Source organism: Pseudomonas sp. GM25, from assembly GCF_000282255.1.
GTDB lineage: Bacteria > Pseudomonadota > Gammaproteobacteria > Pseudomonadales > Pseudomonadaceae > Aquipseudomonas > Aquipseudomonas aphyarum.
The window spans coordinates 200,234-217,253 of sequence record NZ_AKJQ01000035.1; the positions used below are offsets into that span (position 1 = coordinate 200,234).

13 protein-coding genes are annotated in these 17,020 nt (G+C 61.5%); 7 read left to right on the top strand and 6 right to left on the bottom strand.

What is annotated here, in order from left to right; all coding sequences use genetic code 11:
* The first annotated feature begins 46 nt into the window (after positions 1-46).
* The 3 genes from PMI24_RS12220 (at position 47) to PMI24_RS28840 (ending at position 4,252) form a co-directional block, all read left to right on the top strand.
* The gene (locus PMI24_RS12220; RefSeq protein WP_007954249.1) at positions 47-2,920 is read left to right on the top strand and encodes a putative bifunctional diguanylate cyclase/phosphodiesterase; all 2,874 of its coding nucleotides are present in this window, start codon (positions 47-49) and stop codon (positions 2,918-2,920) included.
* 150 nt (positions 2,921-3,070) lie between these two features.
* Positions 3,071-3,937 carry a transcriptional regulator HexR gene (hexR, locus tag PMI24_RS12225; protein ID WP_007954250.1) on the top strand — a complete coding sequence of 289 codons (867 nt, stop codon included), beginning with the start codon at positions 3,071-3,073 and terminating at the stop codon, positions 3,935-3,937.
* Positions 3,938-4,045: 108 nt separating this feature from the next.
* Positions 4,046-4,252 carry a PA3496 family putative envelope integrity protein gene (locus PMI24_RS28840; RefSeq protein ID WP_007954251.1) on the top strand — a complete coding sequence of 69 codons (207 nt, stop codon included), beginning with the start codon at positions 4,046-4,048 and terminating at the stop codon, positions 4,250-4,252.
* Here PMI24_RS28840 and PMI24_RS12235 read toward each other — a convergent pair.
* Entirely contained in the window at positions 4,194-5,156 is a 963-nt protein-coding gene (locus PMI24_RS12235; RefSeq protein ID WP_007954252.1) for a LysR family transcriptional regulator, read from the bottom strand. The two genes, PMI24_RS28840 and PMI24_RS12235, sit on opposite strands and share 59 nt — an antisense overlap.
* 190 nt (positions 5,157-5,346) lie before the next feature.
* Here PMI24_RS12235 and PMI24_RS12240 point away from each other — a divergent pair, with 190 nt between their 5' ends.
* Positions 5,347-6,762 carry an acetyl-CoA carboxylase biotin carboxylase subunit gene (locus PMI24_RS12240; RefSeq protein ID WP_007954255.1) on the top strand — a complete coding sequence of 472 codons (1,416 nt, stop codon included), beginning with the start codon at positions 5,347-5,349 and terminating at the stop codon, positions 6,760-6,762.
* Positions 6,763-6,773: 11 nt separating this feature from the next.
* Positions 6,774-8,582, top strand: a complete 1,809-nt coding sequence (gene oadA / locus PMI24_RS12245; protein WP_007954260.1) for a sodium-extruding oxaloacetate decarboxylase subunit alpha — start codon at positions 6,774-6,776, stop codon at positions 8,580-8,582.
* A 104-nt stretch (positions 8,583-8,686) separates the two neighbouring features.
* On the opposite strand, the gene PMI24_RS12250 is transcribed toward oadA, so the two are convergent.
* Together PMI24_RS12250 and PMI24_RS12255 are read right to left on the bottom strand one after the other, a co-directional pair.
* A complete protein-coding gene (locus PMI24_RS12250) occupies positions 8,687-9,760 on the bottom strand; it encodes an autotransporter outer membrane beta-barrel domain-containing protein (protein ID WP_443200795.1) in 1,074 nt (357 codons plus the stop codon).
* A 593-nt stretch (positions 9,761-10,353) separates the two neighbouring features.
* Positions 10,354-13,311 carry an autotransporter outer membrane beta-barrel domain-containing protein gene (locus tag PMI24_RS12255; protein WP_007954264.1) on the bottom strand — a complete coding sequence of 986 codons (2,958 nt, stop codon included), beginning with the start codon at positions 13,309-13,311 and terminating at the stop codon, positions 10,354-10,356.
* Between the two features lie 240 nt (positions 13,312-13,551).
* Here PMI24_RS12255 and PMI24_RS12260 point away from each other — a divergent pair, with 240 nt between their 5' ends.
* A complete protein-coding gene (locus tag PMI24_RS12260; RefSeq protein ID WP_007954266.1) occupies positions 13,552-14,904 on the top strand; it encodes a HipA domain-containing protein in 1,353 nt (450 codons plus the stop codon).
* Positions 14,901-15,179, top strand: a complete 279-nt coding sequence (locus PMI24_RS12265; RefSeq protein WP_007954268.1) for a helix-turn-helix domain-containing protein — start codon at positions 14,901-14,903, stop codon at positions 15,177-15,179. Before PMI24_RS12260 ends, PMI24_RS12265 begins: the two co-directional genes overlap by 4 nt.
* 30 nt (positions 15,180-15,209) lie before the next feature.
* Here PMI24_RS12265 and PMI24_RS12270 read toward each other — a convergent pair whose 3' ends face one another.
* The 3 genes from PMI24_RS12270 to PMI24_RS12280 are packed head-to-tail and all read right to left on the bottom strand — an operon-like array spanning position 15,210 to position 16,974.
* Positions 15,210-15,881 (bottom strand): GNAT family N-acetyltransferase, encoded by a 672-nt coding sequence (locus tag PMI24_RS12270; RefSeq protein ID WP_007954269.1) that lies wholly within the window; start codon positions 15,879-15,881, stop codon positions 15,210-15,212.
* A gap of 12 nt (positions 15,882-15,893) precedes the next feature.
* Positions 15,894-16,340: a GNAT family N-acetyltransferase gene (locus PMI24_RS12275; RefSeq protein ID WP_007954270.1), complete on the bottom strand. Its 447-nt coding sequence runs from the start codon at positions 16,338-16,340 to the stop codon at positions 15,894-15,896.
* 10 nt (positions 16,341-16,350) lie between these two features.
* Positions 16,351-16,974: an FMN-binding negative transcriptional regulator gene (locus tag PMI24_RS12280; RefSeq protein ID WP_007954271.1), complete on the bottom strand. Its 624-nt coding sequence runs from the start codon at positions 16,972-16,974 to the stop codon at positions 16,351-16,353.
* Between the last annotated feature and the right edge of the window lie 46 nt (positions 16,975-17,020).

Sequence of the window (17,020 nt, forward strand, 5' to 3'; positions counted from 1 at the left end):
CGTTTCCGGGCGCATGCTCACACTTATAAGAACAAGAACGTTGCCTATGACCCTCAGCTTCGACCTGTCGGGACCCTCTGTGGAACCCCGGGTAATCCGCAAGCATTACGCCACCCAGATGGCGGTCGAGCGCACGCGCCTTCTTTATCAGGGTTCGCTGTTGCCCACCCTGTTCATGTTGATCAATGGTCTGGTCTGCGCCGGTCTGCTCTGGAGCCCGCAGCGTTACTTCGTGGTCAGCGTCTGGCTGGTGTGGCTGCTGTCGCTGGTGGCGTTGCGGGTGATTCAGGTCGCGGCCTTCGACTCGGCGATTCCCGATCGCCAGGCCCAGCCGATCTGGGGGCGGATGTTCCTGCTCGGCTCGACCATGACCGGCCTGACCCTCGCTGGCGCCGGCATCGCTCTGGTCCCCGCCGACAATTTCATGCAGCAGGCCTGGGTGTTCGGCCTGATCGGCGCCGCAACCCTGTCGGCCAGTGTGGCCTACGCCGTGAGCATTCCGGCCTTCCTTTCCTTTACCTTGCCGTGCCTGCTGCCGGCCATCGGCTACCTGTTCTGGGGCGGTGACGAACTGGCGCGCGGCTGGGGCTGGCTCGGGCTGATCCTGCTCGGCTCCCTGAGTGTGGTGGCGTGGCAGGTCAATCGGCTGATCGATCGCGGTTTGCTGCGACGCTTCCAGAACCAGCACCTGATCGAACACCTGCAACAAACGCAAACCCGCAGCGAACAGCTCAATCAGGAGCTGGCGAAGGAAATCGAGCACCGGCGCTGCGCCGAGGGCAAGCTGCGTGAAGCACAGGTCGAGCTGGAAGACCGGGTCGCCCAGCGCAGCCGGGAGCTCGACGTGGCGAACCAGGCCCTGAGCAAGAGCGAGGCGCGCCTGGCCCTGGCGTTGAAGGCCAGTGAGCTGGGGCTGTGGGACTGGAACCTGCAGACCGACGAAGTTCACCACACGCAGATTCAAGAGCTGTTCGGACTTGACCCGGAATACGTCACCGGGCTGCTCAGGCATCTGCGGCCACGCCTGCACCCGGAAGACGTGCCGCCGCTCAAACGGGCGTTGATCGAGCACTTGAAGGGGCGCACCGAGGATTATCAGATCGAATACCGCGTGCGCCACGGCGACGGCCACTGGGTCTGGATCGAAGACCGTGGGCGAGCGGTGGAGCGCGACGAGAACGGGCGGGTCATCCGCATGGTCGGCACCCGCCGCGACATTAGCGTCAGCAAAAGCCTGGAAGCCCAGCAACAATTGGCGGCGACGGTGTTCGAGGCCGCCAGCGAAGGCATCGTGATCCTCGACCCGAATTATTCGCTGATCGCCATCAATCAGGCCTTCAGCCGGGTCACCGGGTATGACATCGACGACATGCTCGGGCGCAACGTCGTCGAATTGCCGTGCAGCCGCGACGCCCGCCGGCACTACGTCGCGATCCGCCACGCGCTGGAACAGCACGGCAGCTGGCAGGGCGAACTGGTGGAAACCCGCAAGAACGGCGAGCTGTATCCTCAGTGGCTGCAATTGAATGCCGTACGCGACAGTCGGGGAAATGTGAGCCATATCGTCGGCTTCTTCGCCGATCTGTCGGCGCGCCGCGAATCCGAGGAGCGCATGCGCTATCTGACCCACTACGACGAACTCACGGGTCTGGCCAACCGCTCGCTGTTCCGCGAACGCCTGCACGAAGCCCATCAGCGCGTGCGGCAGGGCGGGCGCCGGAGTCTGGCGCTGCTGCATATCAATCTGGATCGCTTCAAGCTGCTCAACGACAGCCTCGGCCACGAGATCGCCGATCAGTTGCTGCAAAAAATGTCCCGTCGTCTGGTCAACGCGCTGCCGGAGGCCGACACCATTGCCCGGCTGTCCGGCGACGAGTTCGCAGTGCTGTTCGACGCCTACGGCAACCTGTCGAGCCTGGCGCGGGTCGCCACGCGGCTGTCGACCAAGCTGCGACTGCCGTTGACCGTGGAAGGGCACGAATTGGTAGTAAGTGCTTCGATGGGCATCAGCATGCTGCCCGATAACGCCCGGGAGATTTCCGCGCTGGTCAGCCAGTCGAACATGGCCATGCAACATGCCAAGCACCTGGGCGGCAACAACTTCCAGTTTTATACCGACAGTCTGCAGGCCAGCACGCTGGAGCGCCTGCAACTGGAAAACCAGCTGCGCAAAGCCATCGAGGAAAAGCAGCTCAACGTCTTCTATCAACCGAAACTGTGCCTGGCGACCGGCCGTCTCAACGCGGCGGAAGCGCTGGTGCGCTGGGATCATCCGACCATGGGCCGGGTGCCGCCGGGAGATTTCATCGGTCTGGCCGAAGAAACAGGGCTGATCGGGCCGATCGGCGAATTCGTCCTGCGCCAGGCCTGCTGGCAGGCGTGTGAATGGCAGCGTCAGGGGCTGGCGCCGATCCGGGTCTCGGTGAACCTGTCGGTGCATCAGCTGCGCCAGGGCAAACTGGTCAGCCTGGTGCGTCAGGTGCTGGAGGAAACCGGCCTGGCGCCGCACTACCTCGAACTGGAACTGACCGAAAGCCAGCTGCTCGACAGCGTCGAACACATCATCGCCACGTTCCAGCAGTTGCGGGATCTGGGGGTGAAGCTGGCCATCGACGATTTCGGCACCGGCTATTCATCGCTGAGCTATCTGAAACGGATTCCGGTGGACTACGTGAAGATCGATCAGGCCTTTATTCGCGGGTTGGGCGAGGGCAGCGAGGACGCGGCGATCACCCGGGCGATCATTGCGATGGCTCACGGGCTGTCACTGAAAGTTGTCGCCGAAGGTGTCGAGCGATCCGAGCAGCTGGCGTTTCTGAAAACTGAAGGTTGCGACGAGGTGCAGGGCTATCTGATCAGCCGTCCGGTGGAGGCGGTCGGCCTTGCCGCATTGCTGCGTGAACAGGAAAAACCGCTGTAGAGGGCTACATGCAGCGCATGTCGCCTGATCCGGGGGGATCGAGTTACGCATTGAGCAGGCAAAAAGCCGATTCATGTAGTATAACTACAAGCTTGCTACATCCCCGGCATCTGGCCAAAGCACATCTTTCCATAACAAGAGTCCAGCCCCTTGAATCTGCTGCAACACATCGCCCAGTCACGTCACCTGTTACGCAAGTCGGAGCTCAAGGTCGCCGACCACGTGCTGCTTGACCCTGCGGCAGTGATGCACAGTTCCATGGCCGACCTGGCCCACAGCGTCGGCATCAGCGAGCCGACCATCGTGCGCTTCTGCCGGGCCATCGGTTGTTCCGGTTTCCAGGATCTGAAACTCAAGCTCGCGCAAAGCCTCGCGGCCGGCGCCAGCTTCGGTCAGTTCGCGATCCATGAAGACGATTCCGTTGCCGACTACAGCCTGAAGATTTTCGACACCACGTTGCACACACTGATGGAGGTTCGTGAGAAGCTCGATCCTCTGGAGCTGCAACGCGCGGTGACGCTGATGTCCCAGGCCCAGCGCGTCGAATTCTACGGTTTTGGTGCGTCGGGCGCGGTGGCGGCGGATGCGCAGCACAAGTTCTTTCGTCTGCTGCTGACCGCCGCGGCGTATTCTGACCCGCACATGCAGGCGATGTCGGCGGTGACGCTGAAGCCGACTGACGTGGCGATCTGCATTTCCCAGTCCGGCCGCTCCAAAGACCTGCTGATCACCGCCAACCTCGTTCGCGAGAGCGGTGCGTCGCTGATCACCTTGTGTCCGAGCCAGACACCGCTGGCCGAGTTGTCGACCGTCAACCTGGCGATCGACGTTCACGAAGACACCGAAATCTACACGCCGCTGACTTCGCGTATCGCTCACCTGGTGGTGATCGACGTATTGGCGATGGGCGTGGCCATGGCGCGTGGGCCGAGCCTGGTCAACCACCTCAAGAGCGTCAAGCGCAGCCTGCGCAGCTTGCGGCTGTCGCCAAAATCGGTGAAAGCGCTGGACGATTGATCGTGATGGGGTGACGGCAATCTTCATCTGCCTGTAACCCCGACGCAGCCAAATCGTCATCCACCGCGCCTATCGTGAAACTCCCGTAATCGCCTTGGGAGACTCGAAATGGCTCAGCCTTACGAAGAACGCAACAGCGCCGCGAAAACCCGTCGTCAGCAGGAAGACCAGCGCCGCATGGAATTTCGCCGCGCTATCGAAGATCGCTTCGAACTCCGCCAGCTTCAGGCAGAAATCGGCGATTTTCCCGAGGACATCAATCACTGGCAGGCAGCACCGGCAGCTTCCCGTCGAAGCGCTCAACCAGCGCGCTGATCTGCACCCGTTCGCTGCGGATAAACGCCAGGAAGGCGTGCGCCACCGGTGACAGCCGTTTGGCTTTGGCTTGCACCAGGCACCAGCTGCGAAACAGCGGCAATTCTTCGACCGGCAGCTCCACCAGGCCGCCGGTCGCCAGCTCCAGGTTCAGGGCGTGGCGCGTCAACAGCGCCAGGCCCAGACCCGCCACCACGCATTCACGCTGGGCTTCGGCCGACGCCACTTCCTGGGTCTGGGTGAAGTGCACGCGCTTCTCCTTGAAATACTCCTCGCAGGCCAGTCGCGTACCCGAACCGGGTTCGCGGATCAGCAGGGTGTAAGGTTCCAGATCCTGCAAGCGCAGCGGGCCCATGTGCGCCAGCGGATGATCCGGCCGCGCCACGGCGACGATCGGGTTGTTGAGGAACGGCAGGAATTCCAGGCCCATGTCCTGCGGCACCATCGACATGATCACCAGATCGTCGCGGTTGTCGGAGAGCCGGCGAATCACCTGGCCACGGTTGACCACCGTCAGTTGCAGATTCACTTCCGGATGCTGGCGCTTGAACGCCGCGAACAGGTGCGGCACGAAGTATTTGGCGCTGGATTCCACCGCCAGCTTCAATTGGCCCTGCAGCGAGCCCTGCATGTCCGAGAGCTGCATGTCGAGGTTTTCCAGCCGGCCAAAAATGTCCCGGCTGGCGCGCTGAAGTGCTTCGGCGGCCTCGGTCATGTAGAGTTTTTTGCCCACGTAATCGAATAATGGCTGGCCGATCAGCTCTTCGAGCTGACGAATCTGTAGGCTGACGGCCGGTTGTGTGAGTGACATTTCCTCGGCGGCGCGGCTGTAGGAGCGCAAATCACACACTTCGTTGAAGATCTGCAATTGACGCAATGTCATACGCATCAAGGACTTACGCATTTTCTACTGACTCTGGCCGCGGGCTGATGCGTTGACTATAAGTCTTTACTTATGCCTGACCCAATTTTTATTCATTTTTGTTAATCCCTTGTCAGCGCTAGTGTGGAGCCGAGACCAGATTGAAACATTTGGTCACGTGCCGACCTGGGTCTAGCAGGTCGTGGTGCCACCGGCTCAAGGGAACCTCCAAGTGATAACAAAGATCCTGATCGCCAACCGTGGTGAGATTGCCGTACGAATCGTGCGTGCCTGCGCCGAGATGGGCATCCGCTCGGTCGCGATCTATTCCGACGCCGACCGGCATGCCTTGCATGTGAAGCGTGCGGACGAGGCCCACAGCATTGGTGCCGAGCCACTGGCCGGTTACCTGAACCCGCGCAAGCTGGTGAACCTGGCCGTGGAAACCGGTTGCGATGCACTGCACCCCGGCTACGGTTTCCTCTCGGAAAACGCCGAGCTGGCAGACATCTGCGCCGAACGCGGCATCAAATTCATTGGCCCGTCGGCGGAAGTCATCCGCCGCATGGGCGACAAGACCGAAGCGCGCCGCAGCATGATCAAGGCCGGCGTACCGGTCACGCCGGGCACCGAAGGCAACGTCTCGGGCATCGAGGAAGCATTGAGCGAGGGCGACCGCATCGGTTACCCGGTGATGCTCAAGGCCACTTCCGGTGGTGGCGGTCGCGGTATCCGTCGCTGCAACAGCCGCGAAGAACTCGAACAGAATTTCCCCCGGGTCATTTCCGAAGCCACCAAGGCCTTCGGTTCGGCGGAAGTGTTCCTGGAAAAATGCATCGTCAATCCCAAGCACATCGAAGCGCAGATCCTCGGCGACAGTTTCGGCAACGTCGTGCATTTGTTCGAACGTGACTGCTCGATTCAGCGCCGCAACCAGAAGCTGATCGAAATCGCCCCGAGCCCGCAGCTGACCCCGGAACAGCGCGCCTACATCGGCGACCTGTCGGTGCGCGCAGCCAAGGCCGTGGGCTACGAGAACGCCGGCACCGTGGAGTTCCTGCTCGCCGAGGGCGAGGTGTACTTCATGGAGATGAACACCCGGGTGCAGGTGGAACACACCATCACCGAAGAAATCACCGGGATCGACATCGTCCGCGAACAGATCCGCATCGCCTCAGGCCTGCCGCTGTCGGTGAAGCAGGAAGACATTCAGCATCGCGGTTTTGCCCTGCAATTCCGGATCAACGCCGAAGACCCGAAAAACAACTTCCTGCCGAGCTTCGGCAAGATCACGCGCTACTACGCCCCCGGCGGCCCTGGCGTGCGTACCGACACGGCGATCTACACCGGCTATACCATTCCGCCGTTCTACGACTCGATGTGCCTGAAACTGGTGGTCTGGGCGCTGACCTGGGAAGAGGCCATGGACCGTGGCCTGCGCGCCCTCGACGACATGCGTCTGCAAGGCGTGAAGACCACCGCCGCGTACTACCAGGAAATCCTGCGCAACCCGGAATTCCGTAGCGGCCAGTTCAATACCAGCTTCGTTGAAAGCCACCCTGAACTGACCAACTACTCGATCAAGCGCAAACCCGAAGAGCTGGCCCTGGCCATCGCCGCCGCCATCGCCGCCCACGCAGGCCTGTGAGGAATAGAACAATGACTAAAAAGATTTTCGTAACCGACACCATCCTGCGCGACGCCCACCAATCGCTGCTCGCCACCCGCATGCGCACCGAAGACATGCTGCCGATCTGCGACAAGCTCGACAAAGTCGGCTACTGGTCGCTGGAGTGCTGGGGTGGCGCGACCTTCGACGCCTGCGTGCGTTTCCTGAAGGAAGACCCGTGGGAGCGTCTGCGCCAGCTGCGCGCCGCGCTGCCCAACACCCGTCTGCAAATGCTCCTGCGCGGCCAGAATCTGCTGGGCTACCGCCACTACAGCGATGACGTGGTCAAAGCGTTCGTCGCCAAGGCCGCGGTCAACGGCATCGACGTGTTCCGCATCTTCGACGCGATGAACGACGTGCGTAACCTGCGCGTGGCGATCGAAGCGGTGAAAGCTGCCGGCAAACACGCCCAGGGCACCATCGCCTACACCACCAGCCCGGTGCACACCATCGATGCGTTCGTCGCCCAGGCCAAGCAAATGGAAGCCATGGGTTGCGACTCGGTGGCGATCAAGGACATGGCCGGTCTGCTGACCCCATACGCCACCGGTGAGCTGGTACGTGCACTGAAAGCCGAGCAGTCGCTGCCAGTGTTTATCCACTCCCACGACACCGCCGGCCTGGCAACCATGTGCCAGCTCAAGGCGATCGAAAACGGTGCCGACCACATCGACACCGCGATCTCCAGCTTCGCTTCGGGCACCAGCCACCCTGGTACCGAATCGATGGTTGCTGCGCTCAAAGGCACCGAGTTCGATACCGGTCTGAACCTGGAGCTGCTGCAGGAAATCGGCCTGTACTTCTACGCCGTGCGCAAGAAGTACCACCAGTTCGAAAGCGAATTCACCGCCGTCGACACCCGTGTTCAAGTCAACCAGGTACCGGGCGGGATGATTTCCAACCTGGCCAACCAGTTGAAAGAGCAGGGCGCTCTGAACCGCATGGGCGAAGTGCTGGCGGAGATCCCGCGCGTGCGTGAAGACCTCGGCTTCCCGCCGCTGGTGACCCCGACGTCGCAGATCGTCGGCACCCAGGCGTTCTTCAACGTGCTGGCCGGCGAGCGCTACAAGACCATCACCAACGAGGTGAAGCTCTACCTGCAAGGCGGCTACGGCAAGGCGCCGGGCACCGTGAACGAGAAGCTGCGTCGTCAGGCCATCGGCAGCGAAGAGGTGATCGACGTACGTCCGGCCGATCTGCTCAAGCCGGAAATGACCAAACTGCGTGCCGATATCGGCGCACTGGCCAAGTCCGAAGAAGACGTGCTGACCTTCGCCATGTTCCCGGACATCGGCCGCAAGTTCCTCGAAGAGCGTGCCGCCGGCACCCTCACTCCGGAAGTACTGCTGCCGATCCCGGAAGCGGGCAAGGTGGCTTCGGCTGGTGGCGAAGGCGTACCGACCGAGTTCGTCATCGACGTCCACGGCGAAACCTACCGCGTGGACATCACCGGTGTCGGCGTCAAGGCTGAAGGCAAGCGTCACTTTTACCTGTCCATCGACGGCATGCCGGAAGAAGTGGTGTTCGAACCACTCAACGAATTCGTCGGCGGCGGCAGCAGCAAGCGCAAGCAGGCTTCGGCTCCCGGCCACGTCAGCACCACCATGCCGGGCAACATCGTCGATGTGCTGGTCAAGGAAGGCGACACCGTCAAGGCGGGCCAGGCTGTGCTGATCACCGAAGCTATGAAGATGGAGACCGAAGTCCAGGCCGCGATTGCCGGCAAGGTCACCGCCATTCACGTTGCCAAGGGCGACCGGGTGAACCCGGGCGAAATCCTGATCGAGATCGAAGGCTGAGATAACGGCCCCGATACAACGCTTTAAACCTCGGGGGGGCATGTGCTCCCCTTTTTTTTGCTTTCAAGGTGCTGCCGCAACGTGCGGCAGCAGCCAGTCTGAACTCAGAACGCCATTCGCCACTGGCCTGACACGCCGTGGTTTCGGCTGTCGGTACCGATCTCACCCGACAAGCCAACACCGAGTGTGTGGCTGGACGAGACGGCCAGATCCAGCCCGGTGTCGAGCGTCAGGCTGTTGCGATCCAGCTCTGCGCCGTAAACGGTGTAGTCATGGCCGCCGGTGACCAGACGTTGCCGGGTGCTGGTGTGGGTCTCGCCATAAACGTGTTTCCACCCCGCGCTGAATCGTGGCGTGAGGCGCATGCCGTTATCCAGCGTGCTGACTTTCGCCATGCGCAGGCCGACGGTGGTGTTGAAGTTGCCCTGGGATTGATCATCCACCCTGAGCGCCGCCGCCCCGCCTTTCTCGGTGTAGCCGTCGCGCTGGTAGCGTTGGTAGCCGAGGCTGGCAAATGGCTCGATGCTGACGTTGGCCCGCCCAAGGTTGAATCCCGACTCAATGAACGCTTGCTGGGTAGTGGCCTGGTAGCTGCCTTTCAGTCGGTCGTGGAAGCGGCCGAACGCGACTTCGCGGCGGGTACTGCCTTCATGGTTGCTCCAGGCCGCGCCTAACCGAAGTGACAGCGGACCGGACTGGCGCAATGCGTAAGCGCCGAGGTGCCAACTGTCGAGGTCGCCGTCCAGCTCCTTACTGTCCATGCGCGTGTCAGAGGTGCCTCCCATCAAACCCAGGCGCCATTCTTCGTCGAGGCGCCAGTCCGCACCGAGCAGCAGCCCTTTGGTGGAATGCTGCATGGGCTCTACATCGCGATCCAGTTTCCCGCTGTGGCCGAGGGCCTGCAGCCAGACCCGGCCGCTGTCGGCGTTTCCGGCCGCGTGGCGGGGTGCGTTTGGTTGGGTGTCATGCAGGTTATCGAGCTGGTGCATGGCCGACAGCAGGCTGGCGCTGACCGGTGTGACGCTGCTCAAGGTGGCCTTGGCGAGGTTGGCGTTGCTGCCGCCGGCCAGTTGATCATAGGCAAAGGCAGCTGTCGTCTCGTCGGTAACGAGCAGGGCTGCAATGGCTGCATTGCCTGAAGGTGGAGGGGAATCCGTTGACTGTGGCTGGTCAACCACTTGGGTTTGTTGAGCTGCGGACGTTTCAGCCAGAACCGGTTCCGTTAAGGGCGCTGGTTTTTCCAGGCTTTCTTCGAGAGCGCTGCCGCTCTCTGTCGTGGCGACTTTCCTGGATGGAATGTCGTCGGATGTATGAGCGGGTACCGCTGGGATCTCAGTGCTGACGGGGATTGTTTCCAGTGGCGGAGCGATACTTTCCTCACGCACTGTTTCTTCAGCGAGATTAAGCGGAGCAGGTTTCTCCCTAGGCTTGCGCGGGTTCTTGGGTTTCACCTCTTTCACGACGGGCGCGTCGGGCTCCGACTGCTCTGCCAGAGAAAATTCCACGCAACCGACTGCCAGAGCAACCGCCAGGACAAGATGTTGGAGCTTGTATTTGCATTGAATGGGCATTCAGTTCGTCTCATGTGAAATGAGGCCAAACTGTAAAAGTCGATGCCGGTGCGCCGATGCCGGGCAATTCCGAACCGTGTGCAGGCGATGGCGTCTGCTTTTGTAGCCCGGGCGCTGGCAGGTAATGAACCCGCCATGATTACCCAATCGACCAGGCGCCTTTACCTACAACTCCCGCTGAAATCCGGATTGGCGAAATCTCAAAAACTCATCTGCCACTGCCCGATCAACCCGTGATTACGGCTGTTACTGCCAATCTCGCCGCTGTATCCCAGCCCCAGCGTATGTCGCGCGGAAATGCCCAGATCCAGCCCTGCTTCGAGTACGAGGCTGTCGCGATCCAGCGAGCTGCCATCGACGCTGAATGCGGTGCCGCCGACCACGAACGCTTGGCGGGTCGAGCTGCTGACATCGCCGTAGGTGTGCTTCCAGCCTGCTGCCATCCGTGGAGTCAGGCTCATGCCATTTTCCAGCGAGCTGAGGTGCGCCAGGCGTACGCCGAAGGTGCTGCTGAAGTTGTCCTGGGTCTGGCTGTCGACCTGCAACGCCGCCGCGCCGCCCTTTTCCTGATAGCGGTCGCGGTGATAGCGCTGGTAGCCGAGGCTGGCGAACGGTTCGGCGCTGAGCCGGCCGCTGCCCATGGCGTAGCCGAGTTCGGCGAACGCTTGCTGGCTGTCGGCGTCGTAATCACCCTTGGGACGATCGCTGAAACCATTGAATTCGATGGTGCGCTTGCTTTCGCCCTGATGGCCGCTGTACGCGGCGCCTAGGCGCAAGGCTAGCGGGCCGTTTTGATGCAGCGCATAAACACCGGCGTGCCAGCTCTCGACATTGCCATCGACACCGGTGGCGTCCAGGTCAGTTTTCGAATAGCCGCCGAGCACGCCCAGACGCCATTGCGGATTGAGTGCCCAGTCGGCACCGAGCACGCTGCCCTTGGTGCGTTGTTCCAGACCGCTGCTGCCGTGTTCGCCATCGAGCTTGCCGTAGCCGCCAATGGCCTGCAGCCAGAGCCGGCCCCGGGCGTTCGGATCATTCAGGTTTCGCGCTTCAGACGGTACGCCGTTGGCGGCGAGGATCGGTGTGTCGCGCTGATCGAGGCCGACCATCAAGCCTGGACTGCCGCCCATCTGCTGCATCGCCGAGAGCATGCTACTGCCGACTTGGCTGCTGGCGCCGAGGGTGGCGCTGGTCAGGTTGGCGTTGCTGGCGCCGGCCAGTTGCTCGATGGCCGCGCCTGCACTGCTTTGAGTGGTGTTGAGCAGGGCGTTGTACAGCGCATTGTTCTTGCCGGCCGAGGCCAGGCTGTTGGCGGCGTTGCTGCCGTTGCCGGTGGCGGCGAATTCATTGAACGCCACGTCATTGCGGGTGTAAGTCAGGTCGACTTGCGTTGGCGTGTAAGCGAGGGTCGGCGTGAGGAACGCGTAGTCGCTGGTGACCGCGCCGAACGTGCCGTTGACCCGCGCAGCCTGTAGCACCGTGTAATGGCTCTGCCACGGATAAGTGCCGCTGCCGGGGTTGACCGCCAACGTTGCGCCGTTGAGGTTGGCCGTGCCGCCGACCTGGACCGGCGCGCTGCTGCCATCGGCGTTGACGCCGTAGGCGAGGGTGGATGCGCTGCTCATGTTCAAGTCGTGCACGATGGTTGCGGTGCCGAGACGGGTGTCGGTGCGCAACGTGCCATTGACGTTGAGGTTGCCTACCGACCCGCCGCCGGCATACACACCTCCGGTGTCCACGGTCAGGTTGCCGGCGATACCGCCCTGGTTGATCAGCGTGGCGCCGCTGCGCACGGCGCCGCCGTCGCTGAAGTCGCCGCTGCCGGTGAGCGTCCAGGCGCCTTGTTTGACTTCCAGCCATTCAAAGTTGCGGCTGGCACCGAAGCTGCCACCCGCCGCGTCGTCCATCACCACGCGGTCATAACCGCTGCCGCCATCGACAGTGCCTACGAAGCGGCTGCCGCTGCGCAGGGTCAGGCTGTCGTTGCCACCGCCCAGATCCAGCGCCAGCCCGTTGCTGCCGCTGATGGTGCCGCCGTTGATCACGTTGTCGGCGAACTCACCGACAAACTTCACGCCGAAACCGTCGAGGCCCTGGATGGTGCCGAAGTTCTCCAGCGTGGTGGCTGCCAGCCCAGAACCACCGCTGCCGTCGTCCACCAGAATGGCGCTGTTGGCGCCGCTGATCAGGGCGCCTTTGGCGTTGAGAATGTAACCGCCGCCCAGCGCAATGCCTTCACTGCCATTGGCGAAGCCACCCTTGTCCACACCACCGGCGCCGACGCCCTGAATGGTGCCGTAGTTTTCGATGTGGGCGATTTTGTCGATGTCCACGCCGTCGCCGTCGCCATTGGCTTGCAACCCGGAATACGCACCAGTGATGGTGCCGTGGTTGATCACCGTGCCGTCGCCATCGGAACCGAAACCGGAGCCGTTGCGCCCGGTGATCTGCCCGTAGTTGACCAGCGTCGCTCCCAGGTCGGTGGTGATGCCATGGCGCCCGCCCGAAATCACGCCGTAGTTGGTCACGCTGACGCCGGTCGCGGTGTCGATATCGATGCCGTCGAACTTCTGATCGGCGTTGTGTGAGTCGCCAGTGGAGATCTCGCCGTAGTTGCTGATGGTCGCATTGGCGCCGGTTTTCATGCCGTCGCTGGCGTCGCCACGAATCAGCCCGCCCGCGCGGTTGATGATCGTGGTTTTGACCCCGTCGCTGCGTAACGCATCCAGATCCAGGCCTTGGCCTGTGGTCGAGCGAATGATGCCGCTGTTGTCGATCAACAGGCTGCCGCTGACGAAGTTGCTGTCGATGCGAATCGCGTCGTTGGAACCGAGAATCTGCCCGCCGCTGCGGTTATAGATGGCGTAGTTGCGCGCCTGAGTCAGGTCGCCGCTGCTGTCGATGGCACGGCCACCGGTAGAAATGATCTTGCCGGCGTTGTCGATGATCACGCCGACACCGCTGGTGCCGTCCTTGAGGCTCACAGCCTTGCCGCTGTTGGTGATGCTGCCCGGCGCCGAAATCGTCAGGGTGTCTTTGCCGCCCAATGTCTGCGACGCGGTGGTGGCGGTGTCGATCTGTACGGTCTTGCCGTGGGCGGCACTGGTGGCGATCAGCAGGGTAATGGCGAGCGACAGACGCTGGGGCGGGAAGGGCATGGGGAGAACGTCCTTTTTGTTATAAGCGGGGCGTCCTGTATAGCGGAGGGTTTTTACAGAATGATGTCCATGGCGTACTCAGCGGCATCTGCATTATTTTGCGTTTATTTCGAGGTTTAAACCCTTTATCTGCACTTTATTGCATGTTTACCGGTCTCTCGTTCTTCTGAAATGCACTATATTGCACTTATGGTTCACCAAACGACCGCAGTAATGCATTTAATTGCAGATGAGAGCCTCATGCACAATCTGACTTTGCAGATATTCGACGCCGGCAAATGGCACGACGCGATGGTGTTGAGTTTCGACTCGCCCGGAAAAGGCTTCGAAAGCCGCTGCAGCTTTGGCTACGAGTCGGCGTATCTGGTCGAGAACATTGAGGCCATCGGTTCCCCTTTTTCCAAGGCCGTGAGTGCGCTGTTTCCCCTTGATTGGGAAGGCCGGCGATCCATCACGCCTGCATTCGTGCATGACATCGCGCCGGCAGGCGCCGCTAAAAGGTTTCTTCTTGCACGTCTGGGGCAGGAGAAACCTGCAGGCATCAGTGCCGATCTTTATCTGCTTGGTCGCTGCACTCCAGCTCCGATCGGCAACATGCGGATAAAAGAATCGGCCGAGGCTGTCGATGAGCGCAAGCCCATCGGTTTTCAGCGTCAGGAGGTCGTCAGTCGTGACCACCGGTTTCTTGAATATGCCTATGAAATGGGGGCTGCGATTGGTGGGGCGACGGGGGCCGGAGGTGAGGCTCCCAAGATTCTTCTGGCAGAGGACCACGCCGGTCTTTTGTATCCCGATGCCGTGCTGGATGATGAAAACGTCCATCAGCACTGGTTTGTGAAGTTCGCCCGGAATAAGGGAAGTCAAACCGATCAAGACATCCTGCGCAGCGAATTCCACTACTACCAGGCGCTTCAGGCACTGGGTATCGAAACCGTCGCGGCAGAAGGTCTGGCGTTAGAGGAAGCGAATAAGCCCAGCTTGTGGATGCAGCGTTTTGATCGCCAGGTGACGAGCCGTGGGGTAGAGCGTTTTGCCGTGGAGTCGATTTATTCGCTGGCCGAAGTGACGACGCCGGGAAGCGCGATGAACCATATGGATGTCATTCGCATGCTCGCCAAGCTCTGGCGCGATGCGGGGCAAGCGGATCAGGTTCCGGCACTGGTGGCGGACTATTTACGTCGGGACCTGATCAACAAAATTCTTGGTAACTCGGATAACCACGGTCGCAACACCGCAATCATTCGTGATGTGGATTCGTATCGTCTGGCCCCCATTTATGATCTGGCCCCCATGGTCATGGATGACGAAGGTGTGACCCGCACCACCAAGTGGCCAAAAGAGCTGGAGAGGGCGGGAGATGTCGATTGGCGAGGGGTTTGTCGCGCATTGGCGGATATTTCCGATCCGGATGATCCATTGGCAGGGTTGTCCGACGCGCCGGAGTCTTTCGAGCGCCTGCGTGAAGATGCGCAGTGCCTGGCCGAGTTGTCGGATATTTTGAGCGCCAGCGGTTTGCCTGACCGGACAATGAATCATCCGGGCGTCCACCTGAAAAACCTGGAGCAACGATTGAAAGAGTGGGATCTGAAATGAGCATTACCGTCGCCGAGCGAACCGTGCTCATCGAAAGCATTCAAGAAGCGCTGGCTGAAGGAACCGTAGAAATCGGTGAAGCCGTTCGCCGTTTACGCGTGGAGGTGACCGGGCTGCATCAGACCCAGTTCGCGAAGATGTGCAAGATTTCGGTACGCACGCTGGTGCACATCGAACACGGCGAGGGTAATCAGACACTGAAATCCCTGAATGCCGTGTTCCGCCCGTTCGGGTTGAAAATGGGCGTGGTACGGGTTCGGCGAAACAACAGCTGAACCCGCAACCCGCTTAGTGTCGAGCGAGTTTCAACCGCGGCACTCGACCAACCCCTTCACCTGCCCATCCGCCGTCTGATTCTCATCGCTCAACCAGCGCTCGAACCCCGCCGCAATCGCCGGCCATTCCGAGTCCAGAATCGAGTACCACGCGGTGTCGCGGTTCTGGCCCTTGACCACCATGTGCTGGCGAAACACGCCTTCGAAGCTGAAGCCCAACCGCTCGGCCGCGTATTTGGAGCGGGCGTTGCCGTTGTTGCATTTCCATTCGAGGCGGCGGTAGCCGAGGGCGAAGGATTCTTTGGCCAGCAGGTAGACCGCCTCAGTGCTTTTCGGCGAGCGCTGCATCGGGGCGCCGAAGGTGACGTGGCCGATTTCGATGCGGCCCTGGGCCGGGACGATCGACATCAGGCTGAGGATGCCTTGCACCTGGCCGCTGGCGCGGTCGATGACGCTGAAGAAATACGGATCGCTGTGGGCCGCGTGGTTGTTCAGCCAGTCATTGAAGGCGCTGCGCTCCGGAAACGGGCCGTAGGGCAAATAGTCCCAGAGTTTCGGGTCGGCGCCGGGGCCTTGCAGGGCATTGAACAGGTCGTCGCCGTGGCGCGCCGGGTCGAGTTTTTCCAGGCGAATGAAGCGGCCTTCGATCAGGGTGGTGGAGGGTGGCGGCACGCCTTTCCAGTCAGCGAGAGAATTCGTCATGCACGTGGCTCCTTAAATGGCTTTGCGAAACTGGATGAAACCCGGGCGTTCGGCGATGCGCTCGTAGAGCTGGATCGCCGTGGCATTGGTTTCGTGGGTCAGCCAGTGCACCTTGCAGCAACCGTCGGCCTTGGCCGCGGCGTACACGTGTTCGATCAGCAGGCGACCGACGCCGGTGCCACGGGTTTGCGGCTCCACCAGCAGGTCTTGCAGGTAGCAGGAGTTTTCGATGCTCCAGTTCGAACGATGGTAGATGAAATGCACCATGCCCACCGCTTTGCCGTCGGCCCAGGCGAGGGCGGCGTGGGTCGGTTCGTTCGGGTCGAGAAACCGCTGCCAGGTGCTCTGGCTGACGGCGTCCGGCAATTCAGTGTTGTAGAAGCGCAGGTAGGCCTGCCACAGCGGCAGCCAGGCCGCGTGATCGGCGGCGCTGACTGGGCGGATGTCGATCTGACTCATGGTGATTTCCTTAACGCATCAAGTGAGCGAGGGTTTGATCGTTGATGTCGGGGCTGGCGGCCAGGCCGTCGCGCACGCCGGCGATATCTTCGGCGCTGCGGTTCTGGCTGAGCTTGCGCTTGCCTTCGAGCCGGTCGATCGGAATGGCAAACCCGACGATGGCCTTGAGCATGCCGTCGATGTAATCGGCCGGGGCATCGTCAACCGACCAGGGCTGGGCGCGACCGGCCTCATGGCGATTGGTGAGAGTGCTGACGATGTCCAGCAGCCGACCGCCATCGCTGAAGGTTTCGGCATGACCGTAGGCGTGTACGGCGACGTAATTCCAGGTCGGCACGACTTTGCCGTGCTCGGCCTTGCTCGGGTAAAAGCCCGGGCTGACGTAGGCATCGGCACCGGGAAAAATCAGCATCGCTTCGGCGCCGTCGCGCAGGTCTTTCCACTGCGGATTGGCCTTGGCCAGATGTCCGTACAGCGTGCCGTTTGGACCTTGTTCGCGATGCAGCAGCACCGGCACATGACTGGCTTGCAAGCCTTGTTCACCGTGGGTCACCAGGATGGCGAGGCGGGTGGCGAGGATCAGTTCGTGCAGTTGGGACAGGTCGTCGATGGCAAAGGCGCGGGGCGTGTACATGGAGAAATTTTCCTTGGCGAATGCCTGCATCGTAGGCAGGCTATTG

Coding starts and splice junctions, on each gene's coding strand:
- PMI24_RS12220 (WP_007954249.1), top strand. CDS start 47: ATGACCCTCAGCTTCGACCTGTCGGGACCCTCTGTGGAACCCCGGGTA.
- PMI24_RS28840 (WP_007954251.1), top strand. CDS start 4,046: ATGGCTCAGCCTTACGAAGAACGCAACAGCGCCGCGAAAACCCGTCGT.
- PMI24_RS12235 (WP_007954252.1), bottom strand. CDS start 5,156: ATGCGTAAGTCCTTGATGCGTATGACATTGCGTCAATTGCAGATCTTC.
- oadA (WP_007954260.1), top strand. CDS start 6,774: ATGACTAAAAAGATTTTCGTAACCGACACCATCCTGCGCGACGCCCAC.
- PMI24_RS12255 (WP_007954264.1), bottom strand. CDS start 13,311: ATGCCCTTCCCGCCCCAGCGTCTGTCGCTCGCCATTACCCTGCTGATC.
- PMI24_RS12260 (WP_007954266.1), top strand. CDS start 13,552: ATGCACAATCTGACTTTGCAGATATTCGACGCCGGCAAATGGCACGAC.
- PMI24_RS12265 (WP_007954268.1), top strand. CDS start 14,901: ATGAGCATTACCGTCGCCGAGCGAACCGTGCTCATCGAAAGCATTCAA.
- PMI24_RS12270 (WP_007954269.1), bottom strand. CDS start 15,881: ATGACGAATTCTCTCGCTGACTGGAAAGGCGTGCCGCCACCCTCCACC.
- PMI24_RS12275 (WP_007954270.1), bottom strand. CDS start 16,340: ATGAGTCAGATCGACATCCGCCCAGTCAGCGCCGCCGATCACGCGGCC.
- PMI24_RS12280 (WP_007954271.1), bottom strand. CDS start 16,974: ATGTACACGCCCCGCGCCTTTGCCATCGACGACCTGTCCCAACTGCAC.